The organism is Streptomyces sp. NPDC021224 (assembly GCF_044332905.1).
Classification (GTDB): Bacteria; Actinomycetota; Actinomycetes; order Streptomycetales; family Streptomycetaceae; genus Actinacidiphila.
Genome location: NZ_JBIRPW010000001.1, coordinates 1,019,469 through 1,043,957, shown reverse-complemented (window position 1 = coordinate 1,043,957; position 24,489 = coordinate 1,019,469). Strand labels below are relative to the sequence as shown.

At 69.6% G+C, this 24,489-nt stretch carries 20 protein-coding genes and 1 pseudogene; 12 read left to right on the top strand and 9 right to left on the bottom strand.

Annotation, left to right across the window (positions count from 1 at the left end; all coding sequences use genetic code 11):
• Positions 1–38 precede the first annotated feature (38 nt).
• Positions 39–272, top strand: a complete 234-nt coding sequence (locus tag ACH4PY_RS04615; RefSeq protein ID WP_398175824.1) for a DUF397 domain-containing protein — start codon at positions 39–41, stop codon at positions 270–272.
• A 21-nt stretch (positions 273–293) separates the two neighbouring features.
• On the opposite strand, the gene ACH4PY_RS04610 is transcribed toward ACH4PY_RS04615, so the two are convergent.
• The 4 genes from ACH4PY_RS04610 to ACH4PY_RS04595 form a co-directional block, all read right to left on the bottom strand.
• On the bottom strand, positions 294–1,007 hold the full coding sequence (locus ACH4PY_RS04610) for an SDR family NAD(P)-dependent oxidoreductase (protein WP_398175822.1): 714 nt from the start codon (positions 1,005–1,007) through the stop codon (positions 294–296).
• Between the two features lie 214 nt (positions 1,008–1,221).
• A complete protein-coding gene (locus tag ACH4PY_RS04605; protein ID WP_398175820.1) occupies positions 1,222–2,133 on the bottom strand; it encodes an FAD-dependent oxidoreductase in 912 nt (303 codons plus the stop codon).
• Between the two features lie 4 nt (positions 2,134–2,137).
• On the bottom strand, positions 2,138–2,728 hold the full coding sequence (locus ACH4PY_RS04600) for an isochorismatase family cysteine hydrolase (protein WP_398175818.1): 591 nt from the start codon (positions 2,726–2,728) through the stop codon (positions 2,138–2,140).
• An 18-nt stretch (positions 2,729–2,746) separates the two neighbouring features.
• Positions 2,747–3,826 carry a hypothetical protein gene (locus ACH4PY_RS04595; RefSeq protein WP_398175816.1) on the bottom strand — a complete coding sequence of 360 codons (1,080 nt, stop codon included), beginning with the start codon at positions 3,824–3,826 and terminating at the stop codon, positions 2,747–2,749.
• 238 nt (positions 3,827–4,064) lie between these two features.
• Between ACH4PY_RS04595 and ACH4PY_RS04590 the strand changes: the two genes are divergently transcribed.
• Genes ACH4PY_RS04590 through ACH4PY_RS04555 form a run of 8 tightly spaced genes read left to right on the top strand, consistent with a single transcriptional unit; the run spans position 4,065 to position 11,221 of the window.
• Positions 4,065–4,532, top strand: coding sequence for an NUDIX domain-containing protein (locus ACH4PY_RS04590; protein ID WP_398175814.1), 468 nt, complete (start codon positions 4,065–4,067; stop codon positions 4,530–4,532).
• 6 nt (positions 4,533–4,538) lie between these two features.
• Positions 4,539–5,195 carry a hypothetical protein gene (locus ACH4PY_RS04585; RefSeq protein ID WP_398175812.1) on the top strand — a complete coding sequence of 219 codons (657 nt, stop codon included), beginning with the start codon at positions 4,539–4,541 and terminating at the stop codon, positions 5,193–5,195.
• On the top strand, positions 5,192–7,003 hold the full coding sequence (locus ACH4PY_RS04580) for a DUF4254 domain-containing protein (protein ID WP_398175810.1): 1,812 nt from the start codon (positions 5,192–5,194) through the stop codon (positions 7,001–7,003). The genes ACH4PY_RS04585 and ACH4PY_RS04580 overlap by 4 nt, the downstream gene beginning before the upstream one ends.
• 47 nt (positions 7,004–7,050) lie before the next feature.
• Positions 7,051–7,626, top strand: coding sequence for a phosphoribosyltransferase family protein (locus ACH4PY_RS04575; RefSeq protein ID WP_398175808.1), 576 nt, complete (start codon positions 7,051–7,053; stop codon positions 7,624–7,626).
• The gene (locus tag ACH4PY_RS04570) at positions 7,623–8,786 is read left to right on the top strand and encodes a glycosyltransferase family 9 protein (RefSeq protein WP_398175806.1); all 1,164 of its coding nucleotides are present in this window, start codon (positions 7,623–7,625) and stop codon (positions 8,784–8,786) included. The genes ACH4PY_RS04575 and ACH4PY_RS04570 overlap by 4 nt, the downstream gene beginning before the upstream one ends.
• On the top strand, positions 8,783–9,919 hold the full coding sequence (locus ACH4PY_RS04565; protein WP_398175804.1) for a hypothetical protein: 1,137 nt from the start codon (positions 8,783–8,785) through the stop codon (positions 9,917–9,919). Before ACH4PY_RS04570 ends, ACH4PY_RS04565 begins: the two co-directional genes overlap by 4 nt.
• On the top strand, positions 9,904–10,665 hold the full coding sequence (locus ACH4PY_RS04560) for an SDR family NAD(P)-dependent oxidoreductase (RefSeq protein ID WP_398175802.1): 762 nt from the start codon (positions 9,904–9,906) through the stop codon (positions 10,663–10,665). Before ACH4PY_RS04565 ends, ACH4PY_RS04560 begins: the two co-directional genes overlap by 16 nt.
• Positions 10,658–11,221: a histidine phosphatase family protein gene (locus ACH4PY_RS04555; RefSeq protein WP_398175800.1), complete on the top strand. Its 564-nt coding sequence runs from the start codon at positions 10,658–10,660 to the stop codon at positions 11,219–11,221. Before ACH4PY_RS04560 ends, ACH4PY_RS04555 begins: the two co-directional genes overlap by 8 nt.
• An 18-nt stretch (positions 11,222–11,239) precedes the next feature.
• Here the strand turns inward: ACH4PY_RS04555 and ACH4PY_RS04550 are convergent.
• Positions 11,240–12,100, bottom strand: a pseudogene (locus ACH4PY_RS04550) (hypothetical protein).
• Positions 12,101–12,204: 104 nt separating this feature from the next.
• Entirely contained in the window at positions 12,205–12,867 is a 663-nt protein-coding gene (locus ACH4PY_RS04545) for an HAD family hydrolase (protein ID WP_398175798.1), read from the bottom strand.
• Positions 12,868–12,978: 111 nt separating this feature from the next.
• Between ACH4PY_RS04545 and ACH4PY_RS04540 the strand changes: the two genes are divergently transcribed.
• Together ACH4PY_RS04540 and ACH4PY_RS04535 are read left to right on the top strand one after the other, a co-directional pair.
• Positions 12,979–13,446 (top strand): NUDIX domain-containing protein, encoded by a 468-nt coding sequence (locus ACH4PY_RS04540; protein ID WP_398175796.1) that lies wholly within the window; start codon positions 12,979–12,981, stop codon positions 13,444–13,446.
• 27 nt (positions 13,447–13,473) lie between these two features.
• Positions 13,474–14,034, top strand: coding sequence for a guanylate kinase (locus ACH4PY_RS04535; RefSeq protein WP_398175794.1), 561 nt, complete (start codon positions 13,474–13,476; stop codon positions 14,032–14,034).
• 22 nt (positions 14,035–14,056) lie between these two features.
• On the opposite strand, the gene ACH4PY_RS04530 is transcribed toward ACH4PY_RS04535, so the two are convergent.
• The 3 genes from ACH4PY_RS04530 to ACH4PY_RS04520 are packed head-to-tail and all read right to left on the bottom strand — an operon-like array spanning position 14,057 to position 17,558.
• Positions 14,057–14,908 (bottom strand): DUF1932 domain-containing protein, encoded by an 852-nt coding sequence (locus ACH4PY_RS04530; protein WP_398175792.1) that lies wholly within the window; start codon positions 14,906–14,908, stop codon positions 14,057–14,059.
• Positions 14,905–15,579: an HAD family hydrolase gene (locus ACH4PY_RS04525; RefSeq protein WP_398175790.1), complete on the bottom strand. Its 675-nt coding sequence runs from the start codon at positions 15,577–15,579 to the stop codon at positions 14,905–14,907. Before ACH4PY_RS04525 ends, ACH4PY_RS04530 begins: the two co-directional genes overlap by 4 nt.
• A 32-nt stretch (positions 15,580–15,611) precedes the next feature.
• Positions 15,612–17,558, bottom strand: coding sequence for a UvrD-helicase domain-containing protein (locus ACH4PY_RS04520; RefSeq protein ID WP_398175788.1), 1,947 nt, complete (start codon positions 17,556–17,558; stop codon positions 15,612–15,614).
• 578 nt (positions 17,559–18,136) lie between these two features.
• On the opposite strand from ACH4PY_RS04520, the gene ACH4PY_RS04515 reads away from it, so the two are divergent.
• The gene (locus ACH4PY_RS04515) at positions 18,137–24,487 is read left to right on the top strand and encodes a protein kinase (protein ID WP_398175786.1); all 6,351 of its coding nucleotides are present in this window, start codon (positions 18,137–18,139) and stop codon (positions 24,485–24,487) included.
• The last annotated feature ends 2 nt before the right edge of the window (positions 24,488–24,489 follow it).

Below are 24,489 nucleotides of genomic sequence, written 5' to 3'. Positions count from 1 at the left end.
TCACGGTCCGCCGGACCGCAACCTCCGACTTCGACATCGTGATCCTGCTCCACGGCCCCCCCGGCTCTGCACCGGCTGAGGACGGTTGGCGCAAGGAGTGGAGCGGTCCGAACGGCGGTGGCTGCGTCGAAAGCAAACCGCTGCCGGACGGAGGGGTCGCCGTACGCCAGTCGACCGCTCCCGGCGGACCGGCGCTGATCTTCAACCGCCAGGAGTGGGCCGCGTTCGTGTCCGGCGTCAAGGGCGGCCAGGCCGACTTCTCACTGGACTGAGACGCGGAGCAGCCGGGTGGACTACCACGGCAGCGGCTCGCGCTCGTGAAACAGGCCGCCGGTGGGGCCGTCGTCCGGGAGGGTGGCCAGCCACACCGGTGTGTCGGCGCCGTCGTCGGCCGAGCGGTCGGTCTCCCCGTAGGCCATCCTCGTGTCCATGCGCCCCGGCGAGACGGCGTTGACCAGGATCCCGCTTCCTTCGAGCTCCGCGGCGATGACGCCTGTCAGGGCGTTGAGGCCTGCCTTGGAGACCCGGTAGGACACGTTCCCCGCGCCCATGTTGCTCAGCGAGCCGAGATGGCTCGTGATGTTGACGATGCGGCCGTAGCCGTTCTTGCGCATCTCGGGCACGGCGGCCGCGCTGAGTCGCCAGGCACCGACGAGGTTGGCATCGAGCGTCGCCCGGACCCTTTCGAAGTCCGGCCCGGCGGCGGGCTGGCCTCGGTCGATCGCCACGGCCGCGTTGTTCACCAGGACGTCGAGTCTTCCCGCGCTGTTCGCGACGTCGGCCACGGCGCGGGCGACACTCGCGGGGTCGGTGACGTCGAGTTGATGCGAACGGGCGTCGAGGCCTTCCTTGGACAACGCCTCCAGCGCGTCCCGTCCGGAGAGTTCGTCCCGGGTGCCAATGACGACGTGGAGCCCTTGCTCGGCGAGGCGGCGGGCGATGGCGAGGCCGAGGCCCCGGTTGCCGCCGGATATCAGCGCGACTCGGCGTAGCGTGCGATCGGTCATGCGACCAGTGTGGCGAGGCCGGTGTCGAGTTGCTCGGCTCGAAGGTCGGATCGAACGGAAGGCAGCCCCGGACGGCTTTCGCGCGCACGATGTTCCGCTGGGAGGGGGCTTCTCGGTTGAGCTCGACAGCCGACAGGAGAAGGCTGATCGCGGGCTCGCCCTCTCAGGTACCTCCGTCACACGGCGGAAGAGGTGACTGCAAATGGTGGCGCCGCTACATGTCGCTGATGGACAGCACGCCTCGTAGGCCGTAGTACGCCCGCAGGGCCGCTTCGCTGCCGGAGCCGGTGGCGGCCATGATGCGCTGGAAGCGGGCGGAGCGCAGATCCCCGGCGACCAGGACGCGGGGGTGCTGGCGGTCGGGAGGGCAGTAGCCGGACGCCTCCGGCGCGAGGTCACCCGGCGGAGCCACGGGTGCGCTGCCCAGGTTCGCGTACACCGCGTCGACCGTCCGGGAGCCGGAGCGACCTGCACGGTCGACCCACTCGGCGATGAACGCCCCACCGCCGCCCTCACTCACCGACGCGTCGGCGACCGGCAGCAGCGTGACCCGGGGATCGCCACGCACTTCGTCGACCTTGTAGTCGTCCTCCGGCGGGTAGGCGACCGTCACCGCCACGTCGACTGCCGGGTGAGCGCGCAGGAACGTGCCCAACGGCCGGTCAGCGCCGAGCACAAGCACAGAGCGGGTTGCGGCATCGGGGGCCTTCGCACCCCAGAGGGTGGGCAGGTCGATGTCGGAGGCCACCGTCACCCACGCAACAGCGGAGACGGGAATCGGGCCTACTCCAGTGGCGACGACCGCGTAACTGGCATTGACGGTACGGCCGGTGTCCGTGGTGACGGCGACTCGGTCGTCGTAGGCGCGGACCTCGTTCACCCGCGCTCCGAGATCCACCTCACACAGCTCCGTCCGAGCAACGTCCTCCGCAATGGCAGTGGCGAGTTCCGGGCCACTGGTGTGGCCGCCGACAACGTTGTTGACGGCGGCAATGTGCCGAATCTTGGCACATAGAGCCTCCGGCTCGATCAGCATCGACCGCATCCCGACGCTCGCGGCCATCACCGCTGCCGCGCAGCCCGCGGGGCCGCCACCGACGATGACCAGGTCCGTGATCGCTGTCATGGAGCTATTCCAGCACCGGGGCTTCGAGCCTCGGGGTGAGTTGGGCCAAGAGGTCGTCGGTGGTGATCAGTTGGCGCGGGCCGATGAGGCGGCGGGCCACGGTGAGGCCGGCGTCGTGGACCGGGAGGCCTGCGTCGCTGGCGGAGGAATCGACGAGGACCCAGGGTGCGTAGCCGCGCTCGAAGGCGTCCGCCGCAGACTTCAGGACACAGCTCTCGGTCGCGATGCCGCAGAAGACGAGATCGGTCCAGTCCGTCTCGGCGAGGAGGGCGACCGCCTCGTCGGTGAACAGGGAGTACCCGGCCTTGTCGAGCACGGCGAAGGCGGATGCAGCCTGCTCCGTCAGCTCCGGGACGATGTCCGTCTCCGGTGGGCTCTGCAACCGGCTCCAGCGGAAGAACCGCTCGAAGGAGCTGCCGGGGTAGTTGCGATAACGGGTGAAGACGACCGGACGGCCCGCGGCGGACCACTGTGACACAAGGCCGGAGATCACCGGGACGACGTGCCGGCTGTGGTGGTTGCTGAAGCCGTTCTGCACGTCGACAACGATCAGGGCCGCGCCGTCGATGTTCACCCCGGCATCCGTGGCATCCATGGCCTTGTTCTCCCGTCGTCAGCCCACACTGTCCCGGAGAGCGTCCTGCGCGGCGCGCAGTCGTTCCGCGAGCCCGCTCGTCTTCATGATGGCCTCTCTCATGAGGACATGCTGCGCGGTCTCCCGCGCTCGGGCGGTGGTGAGACGGGAGGAGGCAGCCCTCAGGAAGCGCCAGCCGAAGTCGTCGTGGGTCGAGGGGTCCTGGCCGTCCTCCACAAGCTGCTGGACCTGGCGGGAGAAGCACCACAGTGCCTGGACGGTGAGTTCGCAGGCGACGAGTTCGTCGATCGTGAGGCTGCGCTCCTGCGAGTGAGCCGCGTAGGCGACGCCGGACCAACCCGCGTAACCCGTGGAGACACCGCGTATGCCGAAAGAGACGATGTCGGGGTGGTCGAATCCCGTGGCCATCAAGGACTGCTCGACAGACGGGTGCAGCGCCTCGGACCCGCTGGGCGTGCCGCGGTCGACCAGCACCGAAGGTGTGGACAGCAGCCGCAGCGCGGTATCGAACTCCGGGCCGGGGGCCCACGGGCCCGACGTCACCCAGTACAGGGAGAGGACGTACTCGGGGTCCGGCTGCTCGCCGGGACCGGTGTTCAGCAGGTCGCGCGTCACGGAACCGGCCCAGGGCAGGTCGGAGGCGTAGGAGCGGTACCGCCACACGGCCAGTTCGGTCAGCGACTGCGGTGTCTGCTGCTGGACGAGGTGGAAAACGACGACGCCACAGGCGAAGGCGTGCAGGGTACAGACGGTGCCTTCGTCCGGGTGATCCACACGAGCCCAGGACGACTCCAGCCAGCTGGCCTGCGAGGCTGTGTTCATTCCCTGCCGAAGGCATCGCGCCTGCTCCGTCCCGACGAAAACGGGGAGGAACTTGTGGGAGTCGACGCAGATGTGCGCCGCCTCGGATGCAACGACCGGCGGCGTGCCCAGCGCTTCGGCGAATCGTTCCTGGGCCTCGTCCGAAGACCGCGCCAGAGCGGTGTCGAGCAGCGCCTGCGAGTCGGGGCGCGGTGTGTAGCCCTCCCCACCCGCCTCCCACTTGGAGATGACGCGATCGCTGACCCCCAGATGCGCAGCGAAGTCCCGAATGCTCATCCGCATGGCCGCACGAAGCAGCCGTGTCTCCCGTCCCGTCCATGTCTGCACCGCGACCATGGCCGCTCAGTCCCCTCCCGCACGGCGAAATACCCAGCGTAACGAGTCGTGTTCGGCAGCGGTACAGCGTTTGTGCGGCATCCGTACGTCACTTCCGGTCACCGGTGTGCAGCATGCTGTTCCAGCGGTCGGCGCCGGTCGGCCTCGAAAGCCCCATCCACAGCGAGGAGTTCTCCGCATGCCCGAGATCGTCAAGCGCAATGCCCGCGCCGTTCTGCTCGACGGGGACGAGTTGGTGCTCATCAAGCGCACCAAGCCCGGACGGGACCCGTACTGGGTGACCGTCGGCGGCGGCGTCGAGAAGGACGACGACAGCATCGAGGCCGCGCTGCACCGAGAGATCTTCGAGGAGCTGGGCGGCACGCTGGAGAGGGCCGAGCTGATCCATCTGATCACGGACCGTCTGGAGGGCGGTATCGGCGTTCAGCACATCTTTGCGGCGCGCCTGGCCGGGATGGACCTGAACATGCGCACGGGCGCCGAGTTCTCCAAGCCGGAGCGCGGCTCCTACGACATCGTCCGGGTGCCCTTCACCGCCGAGGCTGTCAGCGAGCTCGACCTCATGCCGCCCGAGCTGGCGGAATTCGTCGCCGACAACATCGAGGCGATCGTCTCCATCCTCGACGTGCCCGTCCGGAAGGCGTGACAGGACGTGGCGGCCCTACCTGAATTCGTCAGCATCAACGGGCCCGACAACGCCGGAAAGACAACCCAGTTGCAGCGGCTCGCAGCCCGCTGGGACGGCTTCCAGCTGCTCGGCGCCGTCCACGAGCACGACCCGGAGCCCTGGGAGCGTGCCGCCGCAGAGGACTACGCGAGTTGGTGGTTCGAGAAGTCGACGACCGTGGAGCTGACCACCATGCTGCTCGGCAGCCACCTCAAGCGCGCCGCAGCGCGGAGGCCTTCCTGCACGGGGTTGCTCGACCGCGGCCTGCCGATGCTCACCGCGGTGGCGGCGGCGACCAGCATCGTCAAGGACGGCCTCTCCGCCGATGAGGCCCTCCGGACCGTACGACAGATCGCTGCGTCTTTCCTCACCCCGAGGGAGACCTCGGTCCTGCTGCTGCCCTCCCTCGACGCGGACCGCAGTTACGCGATCACCAGCGTTCGCGAGACCGGCTCGTGGACGGGGGTCTACCCCGACTACCAGAGGCATTTGCACGCGGTCCTGTGCCACCAGGCGGAGCAGAGCGTCTACAGCCTGGTCGTGGACTGCGAGGGCCACGACCTGGTCGAAGTCCATCGGCAGATCGTCACGGGCCTCGGCTTTCCCTTCCTTCACCCACGAAAGGACGATGACGACGCATGACTGCCGCCATCACCGGGGGCCCGCCCCCGTTACTCCTTCCGCCCGGCTTCGCCCGCGCTGCCGCCGGCCTGCCCGACAAGGAGCTGCGCCGCCTCGACGACGCCCTCGCCCGTCTCCACGCGGTGAACTCCCGCCTGTGGCAGACCGAGGACCGGGTACGCACGGTCGGTCTGTCGGCCGACCGAGTCGCGGACTTCAAGCGAGAGATCGACCAGCTCAACGCCGAGCGCAACGTCCTCGCCGAGCGCGCCGACGAGGTTCTGGGCGTCCTCACCGGAGCCGCACCGGCCGAGACGCCTCTGCACACGGAGACCCTTGCCTCCGTTCTCGACCGCCTTTCCGTACTGACGCTGCGCATCTGGCACAGCGAGCAGGCCACGGACCGTGACGACCTGGCCAAGCGCCGTGTGCCGGCATTGCATCGGCAGCGTGAGGACCTGCACGCGGCGCTCGACTCCCTCACCGCCGACGTGATCGCCGGCGCACGCCGCCTTCCGGCTCCCGCGCGCTACAAGCTGTACGGCGCGGACGATGTGGCGTCCTCCGAAGTCACCCCCAGCCCCCGCCTCGCCCAGGTCATCGCCTTCGGCGGCCTCAGCGAATGCGGCAAGAGCACCAGTGCGGAGTTCGTCCGCCGAGTCTGCGGGGCGCAGCGTTTCAAGATCGGCTATCTGCTGCGGCAGTCAGCGGCACGCCACGGCCTGGCCGACCCGTACGCCCTCTCGCCGCGCCGGCAGGCGGAACTGCTCCTGGACGAGCTGAACCGCTTTGCCGACGCCCACGTCGACATCCGGCTCGTCACCATCGAATCCGTTCACGACGAGGCATCGATCGCCGAGCTGAAGAAGCTCATGGGCGTCCGGCTCCAGACCGTCTACCTGGACGCCCCCTTCGCCGTCCGGGTGGGGCGGTCCGGGATGGCGGCACACGCCGTCGCCGCGAAGGACGAGGTCAAGATGAGCCGCGGCGCCCACCAGGTGGCGGCCCTCGCGGACCACCTCATCGACAACTCGGGCAGCATCGTCGAACTCCGCGCCCGACTGCGCAAGATCGTCACACCGCCCGTCCCGGCGAGACCGCGCACGAGAAGTCCGTACGGGCTCGGTCTTCCGGAGCCCGTGGCAGCAGCCACCTCCGACCTCGTCGACAGCCTGCGTTCGCATGCACCCGCCGTGCAGCTGGTCGCTCTCACCGGCAGTCCCGGGCAGGGAACCTGGATGGCCGGCTGGTCCGATCTCGACCTCCTGGTCGTCGCCGACCACACGGGAGCAGCACCCGTCGCGGAGGCGCTGCGCGCCTACCAGCGGGACCTGGACGGCGCGGCAACAGTCGGACTGACCCTGGCGACGCCGCACGAGCTGTTCGCCGGCCGGCTCACACCGCGTGTCGCCTTCGTCCTGCACCAGCTCCAGTCCGACGGACCGGTTCTGTACGCGGATCCGCAGTTGGAGCTGCCGCACATCACGACCGACGCCCTCGCTCTGGCCGCGGTGCACGAGCTGCCGCAGGTGATGCTGACGCTGCGCAGGCTGCGCGCGACCGCCACCCCGGACCTTCTGCGGCCGCTCTACCGGCACCTGGTGCTCGCCAGCCGGCTCCTGCTGCGCGAGCACGGCGTCTGGGAAGCCGGACCGGACCAGATCCTGGCCGCCGCCACCCGCCTGCCCGGTCTGCCCGTCGTGCCCGTTCCGACGCTGGTAGAGACCGTCTCCGCCTGGCGCGAGGGCACACGCGGCCAGGCCCTGGCACGAACTCTGCCGGCGATCGACGCCCTCCTGGAGTGGTACGCGGCCCAGCTCGCCGCCTGACCACCACCTTTTCCAACGACTCGAAACCTCTCACCGGGAGCTTCGCCATGCCCGAAACCCTCGCCGTCCCCCCGTTCTCGGCCCGCGTCGTCGAACGCCTCGGCGTCGGCCCTGCAAGCCGCCGCGAGCGCGTCATCCACTCGCTCGACGGGCTGGAGGACGCGGTCCACCCCGACACGCTCGCCGCTGCCGGAGCCCGGCTCTGGAACCGCGTCCTGGCCGAAGTCCCGACCACGCTGGATGCCGTGGACTTCCTGCTCGGCCTGGACGCAGGCGGCATCCTCCCCACCGTCTCGCTCGCCTCGGCCGCCGCACTGCCGTACAAGATCGCCTGGAAGCTCCAGCTGCCCCTTGCGGGGGCAGTGCGCTTCAGCGAGCCGCACGCGATGCGCACCGACGTCTTCGCGTACGGGATCGCGCCCGGCCAGCGCATGGTCCTGGTGGACGACGAGGTCACCACGGGCCGGACCCTCGCGGACCTGACACGCCGCCTGCGCGAGGCCGGGGCCCAGCCGCTCGCCGCCGCCTGCCTCGTGGAGGACGTCACCCAGGGCGCCCGGGAACTGCTCGCCGGCCTGGACATGCCGCTGGTGGCGTTGACGAGCTTGGAGCCCACGCGGTGACCGCGCCGGTGACGAACGGCGTGCGCTTCTGCCCGGGAGCCGAGGTCTTCGACGAGGACGCGGTACATACGACCCCGCTCGGCTACGACCGGCAGCGCCTCGCGCCGGGTACGCCCCTTCCAATGCCCGCTTCGGCCGAACTCGCCGACCGCCTCGCTGAGTGCGACGAGGTCCTGGTCTCCTTCGGGGGAAAGCTCGGTGACTCACTTCTGGCGCTGGCGACCGTGCGCGCGGTACGCGACTGGTTCGACCAGTCACGGCCGCACGCGTCCCGGCCGTTCCACGCAGAGGGGCCGTACGCGGCGCTGATCGCCCGGAGCGGCCTGGTCACGGGCCCGCTGACACAGCCCCCGCACGGCAGGTACGCCGTCATCGGAGACCCCGAATCCGTCGCACGGCACCAGACCGAGGCGTATGCGAGCGTCGTCTGCGACCCTGCCGCGCCACCGTGCTGGGCCACTGGCGGACAGGCCCTTCCCGACATGCCGGCCCGCTACTACCTCGCCGTCGAACGCCGTCTCGGAATACGCCTGACGGCGGATGCCCCGTTCGCCCCCGTTCTCTGCACGACGCCCAACCGTCTCGCACAGCAGCTCCACTCGGCGGGCTGGTTCAACGGCCTCACGCTGGCCGCGATCACGGCGACGAGTTGGCCGGAGCGCAAGGACTACACCGCACAGCGGTTCACGGAGGTCGCCGTCAAACTCGCCGACGGCGGCCAGGCCCAGGTGCGCCTGCTGCTGGTCGGCGGCAGCACGGACGGATGCGTACGCATCGCCGCGGCGCAGGCCGGGCCCGGGGTGAGGGCGCTCCACCTCGACGGTGTTCCTGCCGACGAGTTGGCCGACGTCTTCCCGTATTGCGACCTCGTCATGGGCAACGACACCGGGCTGACCCACCTCGCCGCCCTCAGCCGCACCGCAGAGGGCGGCGGCCCGGCCGTCATCGGCCTGTATGCCCGCCATTCCCACAGCAAGTGGCGGACCGGTCTGCCCCACCACCATGCGCTCGCGACACCGTTCTCCGAGCGCATGCACCAAGGCGACCTGTGCCCGGTGCGGGATCGGATCGCGCCGACCACAGACGTCGGCCTGGACGTCATCACCCCGGCCGCTCTGGCGCGGGTTTGCGGAGATCTCCTCACCGGAGCCGACCGGTGACCGCGCACCGCCGTTGGCGCATCGGCCCCCTTCGCCGCGCCACCCGCAACCTCCTCGTGCCGGTCGACTGGTGCGGCCGTCCGCTGCTGGTGAAGTACACGCGGAATCGCGACGAAGCCCGCCAGGAGATACGCGGCCATGCCCGCCTGCGCGAGCACTACCGCGTGCCTGCACTTCACGCCCACCTACGAGTCCCGGGCGGCTACCTGCTGGCGTACGAGCGGCTGCCCGGCGGTCCCGACCACGGGCTGCTGCTCGATCTGCTCAACGGGAAGGCAACCGCGGCCGAAATCCTGCGGTACATGGACGAACTCACCAGCGCCTACCGCGACGCCATTCTGGAGACGGCGAAGGAGGTGCCGTCCGCGCAGGTCGTCCGCAAGCTGTACTGGGACCGCGCCGCCCCCGGCGGGCGCCTCGACATGTACTACGCCGACGCCGACTTCCCCGTGGCCGAAGGCATCATCGATCTGCCGGTCAGCCGCCTCGCCGAGTACGTCGTCGTGGCCAACGGCCGACCTCTCATGCTCGGCTGGACAGCTGTGTTGCGACAGCTGCGCACCCATTTCACGCGAGACCAACCCGTCTGGGCCGCGCTCACCCAGGGCGACCCCACCGACGTGAACCTCGCCCATCCCCTGGCCTGGCTCGACTACGACACCGCCGGCCTCAACAGCATTCTGGGCGAGTTCGCCAACTTCCTCTGGTACGTCACCGCCCTCGGCGGCTGGCTCGTTCCCACGTACAACCCGGCGGCCTTCACCGACCACCCGGCCACCTTCTCTCAGGTGGACGCCAACAGACCTCGCCTGGAGGGGGCGCGGGTCAACCACTCGGCCCGCACCGTCCACATCGACTACACACCACGCCTCTCGGCACCCCGACGGGCCGCCGCGTCGGCGTACTGGTGCCGCCTCGTACGGCCCCTCGCCGACAAGCTCTGGCCGGATGCCGACCTCGGCGAACTCCTTCGCCCCTACCTGGCCGTGCGCATCCTTGCCGTCTACAACCTGGCCGACCTCGCACCTTCCGACCGACTGCTCGTCCTGGCCCGCCTCGCCGAGGCAATGAGCCCGTCCTTCGACCCCACCACGTACTTCTTCATCGAGGAGGCACAATGCCCGGCTCGCTGAAAGGCCGCACCGCACTCGTCACCGGGGCGGCAGGCGGGCTCGGCACAGCCGTCGCCCGCCGCCTGGCCGCCGAAGGAGCCGCGGTCGTCCTCGCACACCTCGACTGCTGGGACGCCGCCAACGCCCTTGCCGAGGAGATCTCGGCAGACGGCGGTACCGCCCGGCCGCTGGAGGCCGACCTCCGCGACCCCGACGCGATACGCGCCTTGTGCCGCCAGGCCCACGCCCGGCCAGGCCCCGTCGACATCCTCGTCAGCAACGCCGGCGCCTACCCCCGTACAAGCTGGGCCGAGACCACCCCGGCCGTCTGGGACGAGATGCTGGCCACCAACCTCACCGCCCACTACCTGCTCGCCCAGGAGCTGACCCCCGGCATGGCCGCGCGTGGCTGGGGCCGCGTCATCACCATCGGCTCTGTCCTCGCCACCGCCGGCCGCCACGATCTGTCCGCCTACATCAGCGCCAAAGCTGGCCTCGAAGGACTCACTCGCGCTCTTGCCCGCGAACTCGGCCCCGTCGACATCACCGCCAACTGCGTGGCCCCAGGCTCCATCGCCGTTCCCGCCGAAGCCGCGGTCGTCCCCGACCCGGAAGCCATGGCTACCCGCCAGCTCGCCCGCCAGTGTGTCCAGCGCCGCGGCCGACCGTCCGACGTGGCCGCCGCCGTCGCCTTTCTCGCCAGCCCCGACGCCGGCTTCATCACCGGCCAGACCCTGCGCGTCGACGGAGGCTGGATCCTTGGCTGACCTCTGGCTCATGCGCCACGCCGCCTACGAAGACCACCGCCCTGGCCACCACGCCCCACCCGACGCGCCCCTCTCCGCCGAGGGCCGCACCCAGGTTCACCGGGCCCTCCCCCTCCCCTCAGCGATCACCGCCATCGTCACCAGCCCCCTCCTACGCGCCAGCCAGACCGCCCACCTTCTCTCGCAGCTCACCGGCATCCCCGTCGTCGACACGACCCCGCTCCTCGCGGAATGGCACGCCCCCAGCATGGTGATCGGCCACACCCCCGACACGTACCCGGCCGAGTACCGCGCCTGGCGTGCACAACGCGCCACCCACCCCTCTCTGGCCTGCGGAGACGGCGAAAGCCTCGCCGAGTTGTACGACCGTGCCAGCCGCTGCGCCGAGTACCTCGCCGAGGTCCGCCGAGATCGGAACGGCGACGTGCTGGCCGTCTCCCACAGCGTGCTTCTGAGCGCCCTGACCTGCCTCGACACCCGCGCGCAGAACCCCGAAGCCGTCTTCCGGCAGGAGTGGCTGTTTGCCCGCGCCATCAGGGCCGCCACCAGGCCGTGAACGACGACGGACCGGGCGTCAGTTGCGTTGCAGCTCCTCCACCAGTTGCTCGGCCGCGAGCGGAGCAGGCAGAAGACGAGGGTCCCCCAGGGTGGGCGTACGGTCCGGCGATCTTCGCGCACGCGAACAGCGCCATCACCTTGCCCTCCCGGCTTTCCAGATCCTGCCGACGCTCCGTCCACACACGATCGGCCAGCTCCGGTACGGCGAGGGACTGCGTCCACAGCGACGCCGAATCCAGACCACGGGGGGCCATGCCCCAGTCCTCCCAGTCGAACAGGCAGAACCGCGGTCCCGTCACGTTGGCCAGTTCAGATCGCCGTGTGCAGGACGCCACTCCTGCACGGTCGCCGATGGAGCGCCCGGAAATGCCGACTGGGTCACTTCGCTGACGTGGGTCTGAGTGATCACGACGGTGTCGGGGGACGCCACCCTCGTGGTGTGCACGCCGGCCAGAGCGTCCAGGGAGGAGTTCAGCGCGACCCACCACTCGCCGGGCAGCTCAGGAGCATCGGTCAGTACGCCGCCCGATTTCACCGGCTTACCGGGCAGGAGGTCCATCTCGTCCGCACGCCACATGACGCTCTCGGCGTCATCCCGCCACGACACCCCAGACCGCCATGTCGGCTGGACTACACCCGCCAGCAGGGCGGCGGATTCCGTCCCGTTCCACCCCTGCACCCCGATCCGAGCGAACGGCCGACGCTCGATCCGCACCCACGTACCACGGTCCGACCGCGCTCCGACGGTCCGCCGCTTGCACACCACGGAGTCCCGGTCCAGAGAGGTCCGAGGCGCGCGTTCGACCCGCTCCATGACCTCGTCCACGGGTTCCTGGCGCAAGTCGACCGCGCGGGTCGAAGATGCCGAAGGAGTCATACCCGCGAACGTAGCGCCGCCGCCGCGACCCCAGATACCTCCCTCGGCTTCCGGCTACGGAAGCGCGAGCCAGCCACGCTCACCGACGATCAACCGGCTGAGCCTCAGCTCCCGGCCGTCGCGTTGAACCGCACGATGAGCTCCGGCAGCTCGGCAAGAGAGTCGATGCGCATCGTCGCAACCGTCTCCGCGGCCGGGTCGTGCTGCTGGATGACTCCCCATGGCCCCCGGCGGATGAGCGCGGTCAGCATTCCCGCCTGCGCCGCCGGCAGGATGTCGTTGTCCAGCCGGTCGCCGACGTAGAGGCTCTCGCCGGGAGCAGCGGGTGCGGCCTTGATGACGTGCTCGAAGAAGGCGACGTCCGGCTTCGCGGCTCCCCAGTCGTCACTCGTCGCGATGAGGTCGGCGGGCAGATCGAGCGCCCGCAGAATCCCACCGGCACGGACCGTCTGATTGCCGGCGATGCCAACCCACAGCCCGGCTTCACGCAGGGCAGACAGGGTCGGTCGCACATCCGGATACAGGTCGTCCTCCCCGAACCACTCGGGCTTCCCCGCCTCCGCACGTCGGTCCCGCTCCTCAGCCAGGTCGAACCCGGGCTGGAAGACCTGGAAGGTCTCACGGTAGTCCCGCCCCTGAGCGATGACCGCGCCGAACACCGCCGCGAACGTGTGCCGGGGAACCCTCAGCCAGTCCGCCCACGTGCCGTACTCCCTGGTCTCGTCGACCAGGCACTCACCGACGTCGAACACCACTGCGCGAATCATGCGCGGCAGCGTAACCGCCGCGGTCGTCCTGCGCCCAGGCGCCAGTTGCGGGCCATGCACGCCCCATCGAGCACACGGGGCGCCTTCAGCTCGGCCACTACAGTCGTCCGCATGAACGAGCCCCAAGAAGCGTTGGCCCAGCCCCGCACCGCAGCAGGCGTGCTGCTCTTCGACGAGGCGGGCCGCGTGCTCCTCGTTCACCCCACCTACAAGCCCGGCTGGGAAATCCCCGGCGGCTATCTCCGCCCCGGGGAAACGCCAAGGGAAGGCGCTGCCCGCGAGCTGAAGGAGGAGCTGGACCTCGCCGCACCCATCGGACGCCTCCTCGTCGCCGACTGGGCGCCCCACCCGTCCGAGGGCGACAAGCTGCTCTTCGTCTTCGACGGCGGCACCCTCGGGGAGGACGGCCAAGCGGTGATCCGCCCTGACGGTAAGGAGATCGACGCCTACGCCTTCCACGCTCAGGACGACCTCGACACGGTGCTGATCCCCCGCCTCGCCCGGCGCATCCACGCGGCGTTTGCCGCACGAGCATGCGGCGAGACGCAGTACCTCGAACACGGGATGGCCGGTGCGTAAAGGCGGTTGGCGCCGCAGACTGTTCCCATGAGGTCGGGCATTCTGCTGTACGGGCCGCCGGCGGCGGGCAAGGACACGGTCACTACGGCTTTGGCCGAACTCGACGCGCTCTACGTGCCCTTCCAGCGGCTCAAGGTCGGCAGCGGGAAGTCGGCGGGTTACCGCATGGGCACAGCAGCGAAGTTGGCCGACCTGGAGGCGAGCGGCGACGTCATCTACCGTAACGAGCGGTACGGCAACGTCTACGTCGTCGACCGGCCCGGGCTTGACCAGGCGTTGGAGGGCGGGACGGTTGCCATCGTCCATCTCGGCCAGGTGGCGGGCGTGGAGCAGGTGGCCGCCCTCTCCCCGGTGCGCTGGGTGCGCGTACTCCTGTGGTGCTCCCGGACATCCACTGCCGAGCGATCGCGGCGTCGGGGCGATACGGACACGGCGGCCCGGCTGGCAGCGTGGGATGCCACTCAGGAGGACCTCGCTTCGTATCCCCAGGCCGGGTGGGAGGTTCGGGTGGACACGGATCTGGTCACGCCGTGGGAGGCAGCCCAGAAGATCGATGCGTTCGTCCGCAGCGCCACACCGCAGCCCTGACCCAGCAAGCCCGCCGATGGGCTCACTTCGGGTCGTCCGGCTCCCCTCGCAGCACTTCCAGCGCCTCGGCGCGGGTGAGTTGCCGGTCCTTGCTGCCGTCCCACCGGGCGAGCGTGGCGGCAGCCGCGTGCATGAGGGCATCCGGCAGCCCTGCGTCCGCGAGCAGGCCAGCGGCGTCCTCGATCTCCGGACCCCAGCGCCAGGCCCGGGCAGCGGTCTTCGGAATGTAGTCGGTCTCGACGAGGTAGCTGCGGGTGCGCTTGGCCGCGATCGCCAGCAGTTCGTCCCCGACGCCGTACGCGTCGGCCGCTCCGTACGCCACGGCGGCCAGCACACGGGACACCTTCTGGTAGCTGGTGTACGCGAGCTTCAGCGCGGAGGCCACGCCGATGCCGTCGCCGAGAACGTGCGTCCGGATGTCCGTCCCCGTGAAGAGCTGCACGATCCGATCGGTCTGCTCCTCAGCGCCAGCGAGGTAGAAGGTCGGCGTCTTGCCCCCGACCGGGGGCGACCCGACGACCGCAGCGTCGATCACCGGCATGGGCGCGAGTAGCTCGGCGAGACGCTGCACGCGTGACGGCGCCACCGCATTGGCTTCCACGTAGATCGTGTCCGCGCTCGTGGTCCGGATGGCCGCCACCGCGGCTGCAACCTCCTCGGCGGCGGCAGGCGGGCACAGGGACAGCAGCACCTCGGAGCGAGCAACGACTTCCGCCAGCGCGGCCGGACGGCAGCCGGCGTCTTCCGCCCGACGTCGGGTCACGTCGCTCCGACCGTCAGGACACCACAGGACCGTATGACCGCGAGCACACAGCTGCGCGCCAAAGGCGGCCCCCATGCTCCCCGGGTGCAGCAGCCCGACGGTCGCCGTCATGAGGCGGTGCTCACGTGGTCTGCCTCCAGCTGAAGCACGTGGTCTATGGCGCCGCTGACGTCGGCAACCGTGTGGTCGGGGACGGGAACCTCCGGTCTCCAGGACCGGCCGTTGTCGACCCAGATCGTACGCAGCCCCGCCGCGTGGCCGCCTCCGATGTCGTTGACCGGGCTGTCCCCCACCATCCAGCCGCCGTCCCCCAGCACGCCCCCACACCGCGCCGCGGCCAGAGCGAAGTGCCGGACGTCCGGCTTGCGCGCGTCAGCCTCCTCCGAGACGAAGACGCCGTCCACGCGATCCGCGATCCCGGTGGCCCTCAACTTCGCCCGCTGGATGTCCACCGCGCCGTTGGTCGCGACCCCCACCCGCCAGCCGGCCGCGCGGAGTTCGTCCAACCCGTAAAGGACCTCTTCGGGACAGGACACCATGGCCGCGATGTCCGCGCAGTAGGCCCGCCACAGCTCCTCCGCCGACGCGCTCAACCGGTAATGAGCACGAATCGCGCCGAAGGTGGACAAATACGTCCGCTCGGACACAAGACCGAGAACGTACGCCTGTTCCTCGTCCCCCAGTCCGTGCCGAGCGGTGAACGCAGCAGCCCAGCCGGCGAGCGTCCCCCGCCGGTCGACGAGCGTGTTGTCGAGGTCAAAGAGAACAAATGGCAGCCGCACACCCGCACCCTAACGAACGGCCTCGTTCGGGTTCAGCTCCGTTGAGCGCCATCGGCTGGTGCAACACTGCCTTCCCAGAGGAAGTCACGCGCCCTCGTCTGCGCGACGAAGAGGCGACGTCGGCCGAGTTCCTGACGCTCGCGGTCGGCGTCCGTGTCCCCGCCGCTCCCGGACGCCGCCGCTTCGCACCGCGGAAGGTAAACGCGCTTGAACTCCAGTCCCTTCGAACGCTGGTAGCTACCGAGCTTCACGCCTGGCACCGGGTGGCCTTCGTAGCGTTCCAGCAGGAAGACCGGTATGCCGGCCCGGCCCAGCAGCCGCTGGTAGTGGTCCATGAACCGCTTGGACGAGCACAGCACGGCGGAATCGGCCTGCTGATCGGCGTCGAGACCTGCCAAGCTCTCTACCAACGCCTTGTCATGCTCCTCCGGCGACGACGCCTCGACCCGCTCCACCGCTCCGTCGTGACGCTCGGACTCCACGTCGCGGCGCCCCGAAAGGCGTTCGCCGTCGATGTCCTCGAAAGGGTCCGCCGCGACGCCCTCCAGCGCGGCGTCGAGAATCGCCTTGGCGTTGCGGTAGTTGACCCGCAGTACCTGGCCGCGGTCGCCGCGGACCTCGATGCCTGCGTCCGAGAGCCGGAAGCCTCCCGGGTAGACGGCCTGTTGGCCGTCGCCGACCAGCAGCAGGCCGTTCGGTGCGTCGCCGACCAGGGCGTAGAGGAGCTGGGCCCCGACAAGGGTGAGGTCCTGTACCTCGTCCGCGATCACCGCGGCGTACGGCGCCAGGGCGCCGCTCCGGACTTCGGCCAGTGCGAGGGACAGCACGTCGTTGAAGTCGTGCACCCCGCGCTCGGTACGGTTCGCCTCGTACGCCTCGTAGAGCGCCCACACCGCCTCCTTGTGGGGGCGCCGGAGCATCGTATGGCGGCCGCGACGCCGCACCGCGACGTAGTCTGCGAAGGCAGTGACTCCGCGGCCCTTGATGACGTACGTGATCTCGTCGTGCCAGTACTGCGGCTGGGGAACAAGTTCAGCCAGCACGCTTTCGCGGCCGACCCGTCGCCAAGCCAGGCTGAACGCGGTCTCCGCCTTCTCCGCATTCAGATTCACTTGCACGCCTTGGGACCGCACGTACTCAAGGGCCCACGCGTGCAGGCTGTGGAAGTCCACCCGGTCGGCGACGTGCGGGGCGAGAGAGGAGAGGAACGTCTGCTGGACGCGCGGCAGGTTGCTCGCGAAGGTCACGTACAGGACGCGGCCGGTCGTGCGTTGGGCCAGGTGGGCCGTGCGGTGCAGGGCAACCACCGTCTTACCGGTGCCGGCAGGGCCGCTGATCCGTGCCGGGCCTCCCCAGTTGCGGCGGACCAGCGCGACCTGGTCGGGGTGGAGGAACGTCATCCAGCTCTCGATGGGCGCGCGCAGGGCCTCGTCGAGAGCGGCTTCCCGCATCGCGTCGACATCGAAGAGCCCGAGCGGTTCGGCGTCGTACGGCCCCGTAACCGCTGGCTGCGGAGCCTCTTCCACCGACACGCTCTCGTACTCCCGTAGGGTCCGCTCAATGTGCTCGGCGTGGGTGCGCACTGAGGCCGGGAGTAGCCGCCTACTGCGGGACATGAGCCATGGGCCGACCTCACGTTCCCCGAGAAGATGCACTCTCCCCAGCGGCGCCGCGTCGAGCTGCCTCCCCGCGAAGACCATGAGCGGGTGCACAGCCACCGGCGACATCCCCAGCTCCGCCGACGCCTCCTCGACGCTGCGCGTCACGTGCAGGAGCCGCTGGATGTCGTCGTCCCGGGACTCACCGGCCACGTGGAGCCTGCCGTCGACAACCTGCGGTTCGGCCTGCCAGTCCTCGACATCGAGGACAAAGATCCCGCCGGGACCGACGAGCACCATGTACGCGCCCGCCCCCGCCCCGCCGGGCCAGCTGCGGTCGACCAGCAGCCGCCAACCCCCCTTGCCGGTCAGCGTGAGCAACTGAGCAGCGACCTGCCGCCTCCCCGCACTCGCCCGCTCCCACCTCCGGACGACGCCCTGCGCGGCCTGCCACCGCTCCCGTAATTCCCGCTCCCTATGCCGCGCGTCCGCCCCCACAGCCCCACCCCTCTCACACGGAGCAACGATCATACGACGCTGTGCGATGGCAGCGACAGACCGCTCTGCCCACCGAGCCTGCGCCGACATCGCGGGGCCGTGGGACAAACGCACGGGGGCTGGAGAGTCGACTGAATCCCGCCCAGACCTGGGCGAGACGACGATTGTGGAGATACGGTGAAGGAAGCCCAGCTGGTGCACGACCACCGCGTCTGGGGTTGCCTGAGATTCGAGCGAGGCCCACACCGAGGCTTCGCGCGGGCCTCGCAGATGGTCGATCCCGATCGCCGTTTCGGCTTCACCCCCACAGGGCTGCATTCCGTACACCCAAGAGCTACTTCTTACTTGTTGACGACGTCAACGTGCTATCGGGGCATCAGATACGACACTTAGGTGTACACTCGGCGCGGGGTTCAGGCAACCTTGCACACCATGATGTAAGCGGGGGAGAGTCGCTAGGTATGGAGACGGTTGACGGACGGTTCCGGATCACCGGGATCGTGGGACGCGGGAACATGGGCGAGGTGCACCGCGCCGAAGACCTCCAGGCAGCCCCGAACTCTCCGCACCGCGAGGTCGCGGTCAAGACAGTTCTCCGCGGCCGGACCGGTATCGCCGTCGACACATCGGGGGCCGGAAAGGAAGTAGCCCGCTTCCGCCGCGAAGTGCGGATCATGCGGATGCTCTCCCAGGGGCATCCGAACCTGACCCTGTTGATCGACGGTGGCGTAGATCAGACGCAGGGCGGCAGCGGACTGCCCTTTCTGGCCATGGAGCTACTGGACGGCAATCCGCTGGCGGACCTCATCGACGAGGAGCCGCAGCTCCCGATCTCCTGGGTCGCCGCGATCGGGGCGCAGATCGCCGCGGGCCTCACTGCCGCGCACACTGCCGGGGTCGTTCACCGAGATCTGAAGCCGGCCAATGTGATGCTGACCCGCGACGGCACTCTCAAGGTCCTCGACTTCGGCATGGGTTCGATCGTCGACGACCCCGATCAGACGCGCTTGACCAGCACCGGCGTCAGTGTCGGCACGGCCCGCTACATGGCGCCCGAACAGTTCCGTGCCGAGCGGGTCTCCGCCTTGGCCGACCTCTACGCGCTCGGCTGCATTCTGTACGAGTTGCTGATAGGGCGGCCGCCATTCTCCGCAAGGACCCCCTATGAGCTGTCCGAACAGCACCAGCATGAGCTTCCGCCGCAGCTGACCCTCGTGCGCCCGGATCTGCCCTCCGAGTTGGTCCGGCTGGTGAATCGCCTCCTGGAGAAGGACGCGGAGTTGCGGCCCGAGAACGCCGCTCTGGTCCGTGAGGTACTGGTCCCGCTCGCGCTCGCGCCGGACGACACGGCCGCCCTGCTCGCTCCGCACTGGCAGGTGATGGACCCGGTGGCGCGGCTGCGTGCCCTGCTGCCCGCGGCTGCCCCCGCTGCGCCCGCGCCCATGCCACGCAGGGAACCGCGGCTGCCGGAGGCGATGGACGTCTTCGGTATCCACGCCGACCTTGTCAGGGAGTACGAGAATTTCACCAAGAGCGCGACGGTGGTGCGGGACGCCCGGATCGAGGGTTTCGTCAACGAGGACCTTGCGGCGAAGTCGCAGTGGCCCGACCCGTGGCTTTCGCTGAACCCGTTCTTCGCCGACGGTGGGCTGGTCACCGACCTGGTGCGGGACGGGGTGCTGCACCCCAGATGTGCGGAGATCTTCCAGGCGGGGAAGAAGGAGAGCTCCCTCCGCCCGGACGGCCGGCCGCTGACCTTCCACCGCCATCAACGGGAGGCCATCGAGGCCGCGCAGGCGGGCGACTCCTATGTGCTCACCACAGGCACCGGTTCGGGCAAGTCGCTGGCGTACATCGTTCCGATAGTGGATCGAGTGCTGAAGGAGCGCCAGGCGGCTGGACCCCTTGCGGGAGGCCGGGTACGCGCGATCGTTGTCTATCCGATGAACGCTCTCGCCAACTCGCAGCTGATGGAGCTGGAGAAGTATCTGCGCCACGGCTTCGGGGCAGGTCGCGAGCCGGTCACCTTCGCCCGCTATACAGGCCAGGAGTCCGACGAACAGCGCCGGGAGCTGCGCAGGAACCCTCCGGACATCCTGCTGACCAACTACGTGATGCTGGAGTTGATGCTGACCCGGCCGGACGACCGCTCCAGCCTGATCCGCATGGCCGAAGGCCTGCAGTTCCTCGTCTTCGACGAATTGCACACCTACCGGGGCCGACAGGGCGCGGATGTCGCGTACCTGATTCGGCGGGTCCGTGAGGCCTGCCGGGCGTCAGCCGCCCTGCAGTGCATCGGCACCTCGGCGACCATGTCCACCGAGGGCTCCTGGGATGAACAGCAGCGTGAAGTGGCCAAGGTCGCCGGGCGGTTGTTCGGTACGACGCTGCTGCCGAAGCGGGTCATCGGCGAGACCCTGGTCCGGGCGACCGAGGAAGCCCCCGCGCAGGTGCCGGCCGAGCGGTTGCGGGTGCCGGCGGCTCCCCGTTCGTATGAGGCGCTGACGAAGGATCCGCTGGCCCGCTGGATCGAGTCCCGGTTCGGTCTCCAGCGCGAGGAGGGTACGGAGCGGCTGCGCCGCTGTGACCCGGTAACCATCGAGACGGCCGCAGCCGAGCTCAGCAAACAGTCCGGGGTCTCCGAGGGGACCGTGCGTGAGGCGATCCGGACGACTCTGGAGGCGGGTTCGCAAGCCAAGCATCCGGTGACGGAACGGCCGCTGTTCGCGTTCCGGTTGCACCAGTTCCTCTCCAAGGGCGACACGGTCTACACGACGCTCGAGGACCCGCTCACCCGGCCGCTGACGCGCACCTACCAACTGGAGCAGCCGGGCAGCGACGGCAAGCCGCTGTTCCCTCTGGCCTTCTGCCGCGAGTGCGGTCAGGAGTACCTGACTGTCTGGCGCATCGACGAGAGTGGCACGTTCCGGTACGAACCGCGACGGAACACCGCCGCGTCAGGAGGCCGCGACGGCGAGGGCTACCTGTACCTGGGCATGCCCGGTGAGGACTACGAGTGGCCGGCCGATGCGCAGAAGGCCGTGGACGACCGACGGTTGCCGGAGTCCTGGCTGGAGCCGGACGCACAGGGCATGACGGTTGTCAAGAAGTCGTATCGGCCCCGGGTGCCCAAACGCGTCGTTGTGGACGCATTCGGAAACGAGTCGACCGAGGGCCTGGTGGCGGCATTCGTCCCGGCCCCGTTCCTCTTCTGCGTGCACTGCCAGGTCTCCTACGAGCAGACCCGAGGCCGCGACTTCGCCAAACTGGCCACCCTGGACCAGGAAGGGCGCTCCTCGGCCACCTCCTTGATCTCCGCGTCGATTGTGAAGTCCCTGCGGGCGGTGCCCGCGGAGAGCCTCGGCAAGGAGGCACGCAAGCTGCTCACCTTCGTCGACAACCGGCAGGACGCCTCGCTGCAGGCAGGCCACTTCAACGACTTCGCGCAGGTGACCCAGCTGCGCGGCGCCCTCCACCAGGCCGCGGTGCGCGCGGGCGAGGAGGGGCTGCACCACGACGACCTCGCCGAGGCCGTCACCGGGGTGATGGGCCTCTCGCCGCTTGAGTACGCGGCCGGGACGGACCTGGCGCCGTCCATGGAGAGGCGGGCCGTCAAGGCATTCCGTGACGTCGTCGGGTTCCGCCTCTACCGCGACCTGGAGCGCGGTTGGCGCGTCACGATGCCGAACCTGGAACAGACGGGACTGCTGCGAATCGATTACGAAGACCTGCGCTGGATCGCTGAGAAGCCCGAGCGCTGGCAGTCCGCCCACGCTGTTCTGCGTAACGCAGACCCGGCGCTGCGCGAGGAGGTGGCCCGCACGCTGCTCGACTTCATGCGGCGTGCGCTCGCGATCGACGTGCAGTACTTCCGTGACGACTTCGACACCCTGCAGAGGGCGAGCGAGGAGCGCCTCACCGGGCCGTGGGTGCTCGGTGAGAGCGACCGGCCAGCCGTCGGCGCCGCCTATCCGTACGGCTCGCGGCCCGGTATGGAGCGTTCCGCGCTGTTCCTGTCGCCCCTCGGCAAGTTCGGCAAGTATCTCCGGCGGAACATGCCGGAACTTCGCGACCTGCCGCAGGACGACGTCCAATGCGTCATCGAGGATCTGCTGAAGGTGCTGCGGGACGCGCAACTGGTCAACGAGGTGGAGGTGGCCCCGGAACGTTCAGGGCCTGCCTTCCGCCGCCGCGCGACGGACAAGCGCATCGGCTACCGGGTGTCGGCCGCAGCCCTGATCTGGCGGGCCGGCAACGGCGAGCGAGGCGCAGTCGACCCGCTGGCGCGCACGTACAGCAGCGGTGAAGGTCCGCGCGTCAACCCTTTCTTCCGCGACCTGTACAAGACTGCGGCGGCCGAGCTGGCCGGCCTGTTCGCGCGGGAGCACACCGCGCAGGTCACGCCGGAGGACCGACTGGAGCGCGAGAGGCAGTTCAGGAAGGCCGAACTGCCCCTTCTCTACTGCTCGCCCACGATGGAACTGGGCGTGGACATCTCCTCGCTCAACGCCGTCCTGATGCGCAATGTGCCGCCGACTCCGGCCAACTACGCCCAGCGGTCCGGACGGGCCGGGCGCAGCGGCCAGCCCGCGCTGGTGGCCACCTACTGCGCGACGGGCAACAGCCACGACCAGTACTACTTCCGCCGCTCCCAGGACATGGTGGCCGGGCAGGTGGCCCCGCCGCGCCTAGACCTTGCCAATGAGGATCTGGTCCGCTCGCACCTGCAGGGCATCTGGCTGGCGGAGACCGGCATGAAGCTGGGCGCCGCGATTCCCGACGTCATCGACGTCGCCTACGACCCGGAGACCGGCGACCGCCCCGACCCGCACATGCCGCTGCCGCTGCTCGCCCACGTTCGTGACCTGTCCCTGGACGAGGACGCCCGCCGTCGCGCGGTCGCCGCCGCCCGTTCCGTCCTCAACCCGTTGATTGCGGACTTCCAGGCGACGACCTGGTGGTACGACGAATGGATCGAGGACCGGATTGAACGTGCCCCCGACAAGTTCGATGCCTCTTTCGACCGGTGGCGCCAGCTGTTCCGGGCCGCCGTTCTCGACCAGTACGAGCAGAACAAGCGCGTCGTCGACCACAGCCTCACTCCGGGCGAGCAGGGCCGGGCGCGCTCCCGCCGCCGTGAGGCCGAGACCCAGACGAACCTGCTGCTGAACCGCTCCACGGACAGCAAGTCCGTGATGAGCGACTTCAATCCGTACCGCTATCTGGCGTCCGAGGGGTTCCTGCCCGGCTACAGCTTCCCGCGCCTTCCGCTGGCCGCGTACATCCCGCGCTCCGGCAACCGCCGCAACGCCGACGGCGACTACCTGCAGCGCCCGCGGTTTCTCGCGATCCGCGAGTTCGGCCCCGGCGCACTGATTTACCACGAGGGCGCCCGGTACCAGGTGACCCGGGTCCAACTGCCGCCTGATGCTTCAGGTGACATGGCGACGGCGGAGGCAAGGCGCTGCGACGGCTGCGGCTACCACTACGACGTCAGGGTCGGCGCCGACATCTGCGTGATGTGCGGTGAGCCGCTGACGGGCAAGCGCACCGGCCTGCTCCACATGCACACCGTGTACACCACCCCGCGCGAGCGGATCTCCTCCGACGAGGAGGAACGCCGCCGGGCCGGTTTCCGCCTGGAGACCTCCTATGCGTTCCAGGATCACGGTGCCCGCACCGGACGTCTCACCTCCCACGTGAGCGAAGCCGACGGGAGTCATGTCCTCGACGTCGACTACGGCGACTCCGCGACCGTCCGCATCACCAATCTCGGTCGCGTCCGCGACAAGCAGGGCGAGCCGGACGGCTACTGGCTGGATCTCGGCGACGGGCGCTGGCTCAATGACCGGGCCGCCGCGGACGCCATCGAGGGCACCGGGATGCCGGTCGTCGACCAGGACGGCAACGAAAAGCGCCGCAAGAAGCGGGTCCTGCCCTATGTCGAGGACCGACGCAACATCCTCGTGGTCACCCTGGACGAGCCGCAGCCCGAACCGGTGGCCCTGTCATTCCTGTACGCGCTGGAGCGCGGCATCGAGGCGGCATTCGAGCTGGAGGACTCCGAACTGACCGCGGAGCTGCTGCCTCCGGACGACGGCCCGCGCCGCCGCATGCTGTTCACCGAGGCCGCCGAAGGCGGCGCCGGTGTCCTGCGCCGGATCCAGCACGAGAAGGGCGCCCTCGCCGAGGCCGCACGCACGGCCCTGGAGATCTGCCACTTCGACGCGGAGACCGGGAAGGACGAGGGTGGGCCGACGGACCACGAGAAGTGCGCCCGCGGCTGCTACGCCTGCGTGCTCACCTACGCCAACCAGGCGCACCACCGCCAGCTGAGCCGGCATGCTGCTCGCCCGCTGCTCGCCCGACTGGCCGGCGCTCGTACCGAGCGGGAGGACCGCGGCGAGTCCCGCAGCGAACGCTTCCGCAGGCTGACTCCGACGCCGGCCGGCCCGGATGCAGAGCCCGATGCCGCCCTGGCGTCACCGCTGAGCCCGCTCGAAGCGGATCTGGCGGCCCTCGTCGCGGGCGGGGATCTGGTCGGCTGGCTCAAGGCAAAGGGCTACCGGCTGCCGGACGAAGTCAACGCCCTCGTCCAGACGGCTGGAGCCTGTCCCGACCTCGTCTTCCACCTGGACGGTGCCAACCTCGCCGTGTTCGTCGATATCCCCGGCAACAGGCCGGACTCCACCCGCGATGTCGAGGCCGGGTACCGCTTGGAGGACGCGGGCTGGGATGTCCTTCGGTTCCCGACGGACGCGGACTGGGACGCCATCACGACCAACAACGCCGCCTACTTCACTATCCGCTGATC

What these genes read in the sequence shown, in the direction of transcription:
- ACH4PY_RS04610 (WP_398175822.1), bottom strand. Translation starts at nt 1,007, where the DNA reads ATGACCGATCGCACGCTACGCCGAGTCGCGCTGATATCCGGCGGCAAC.
- ACH4PY_RS04605 (WP_398175820.1), bottom strand. Translation starts at nt 2,133, where the DNA reads ATGACAGCGATCACGGACCTGGTCATCGTCGGTGGCGGCCCCGCGGGC.
- ACH4PY_RS04600 (WP_398175818.1), bottom strand. Translation starts at nt 2,728, where the DNA reads ATGGATGCCACGGATGCCGGGGTGAACATCGACGGCGCGGCCCTGATC.
- ACH4PY_RS04595 (WP_398175816.1), bottom strand. Translation starts at nt 3,826, where the DNA reads ATGAGCATTCGGGACTTCGCTGCGCATCTGGGGGTCAGCGATCGCGTC.
- ACH4PY_RS04590 (WP_398175814.1), top strand. Translation starts at nt 4,065, where the DNA reads ATGCCCGAGATCGTCAAGCGCAATGCCCGCGCCGTTCTGCTCGACGGG.
- ACH4PY_RS04580 (WP_398175810.1), top strand. Translation starts at nt 5,192, where the DNA reads ATGACTGCCGCCATCACCGGGGGCCCGCCCCCGTTACTCCTTCCGCCC.
- ACH4PY_RS04575 (WP_398175808.1), top strand. Translation starts at nt 7,051, where the DNA reads ATGCCCGAAACCCTCGCCGTCCCCCCGTTCTCGGCCCGCGTCGTCGAA.
- ACH4PY_RS04560 (WP_398175802.1), top strand. Translation starts at nt 9,904, where the DNA reads ATGCCCGGCTCGCTGAAAGGCCGCACCGCACTCGTCACCGGGGCGGCA.
- ACH4PY_RS04545 (WP_398175798.1), bottom strand. Translation starts at nt 12,867, where the DNA reads ATGATTCGCGCAGTGGTGTTCGACGTCGGTGAGTGCCTGGTCGACGAG.
- ACH4PY_RS04540 (WP_398175796.1), top strand. Translation starts at nt 12,979, where the DNA reads ATGAACGAGCCCCAAGAAGCGTTGGCCCAGCCCCGCACCGCAGCAGGC.
- ACH4PY_RS04535 (WP_398175794.1), top strand. Translation starts at nt 13,474, where the DNA reads ATGAGGTCGGGCATTCTGCTGTACGGGCCGCCGGCGGCGGGCAAGGAC.
- ACH4PY_RS04530 (WP_398175792.1), bottom strand. Translation starts at nt 14,908, where the DNA reads ATGACGGCGACCGTCGGGCTGCTGCACCCGGGGAGCATGGGGGCCGCC.
- ACH4PY_RS04515 (WP_398175786.1), top strand. Translation starts at nt 18,137, where the DNA reads ATGGAGACGGTTGACGGACGGTTCCGGATCACCGGGATCGTGGGACGC.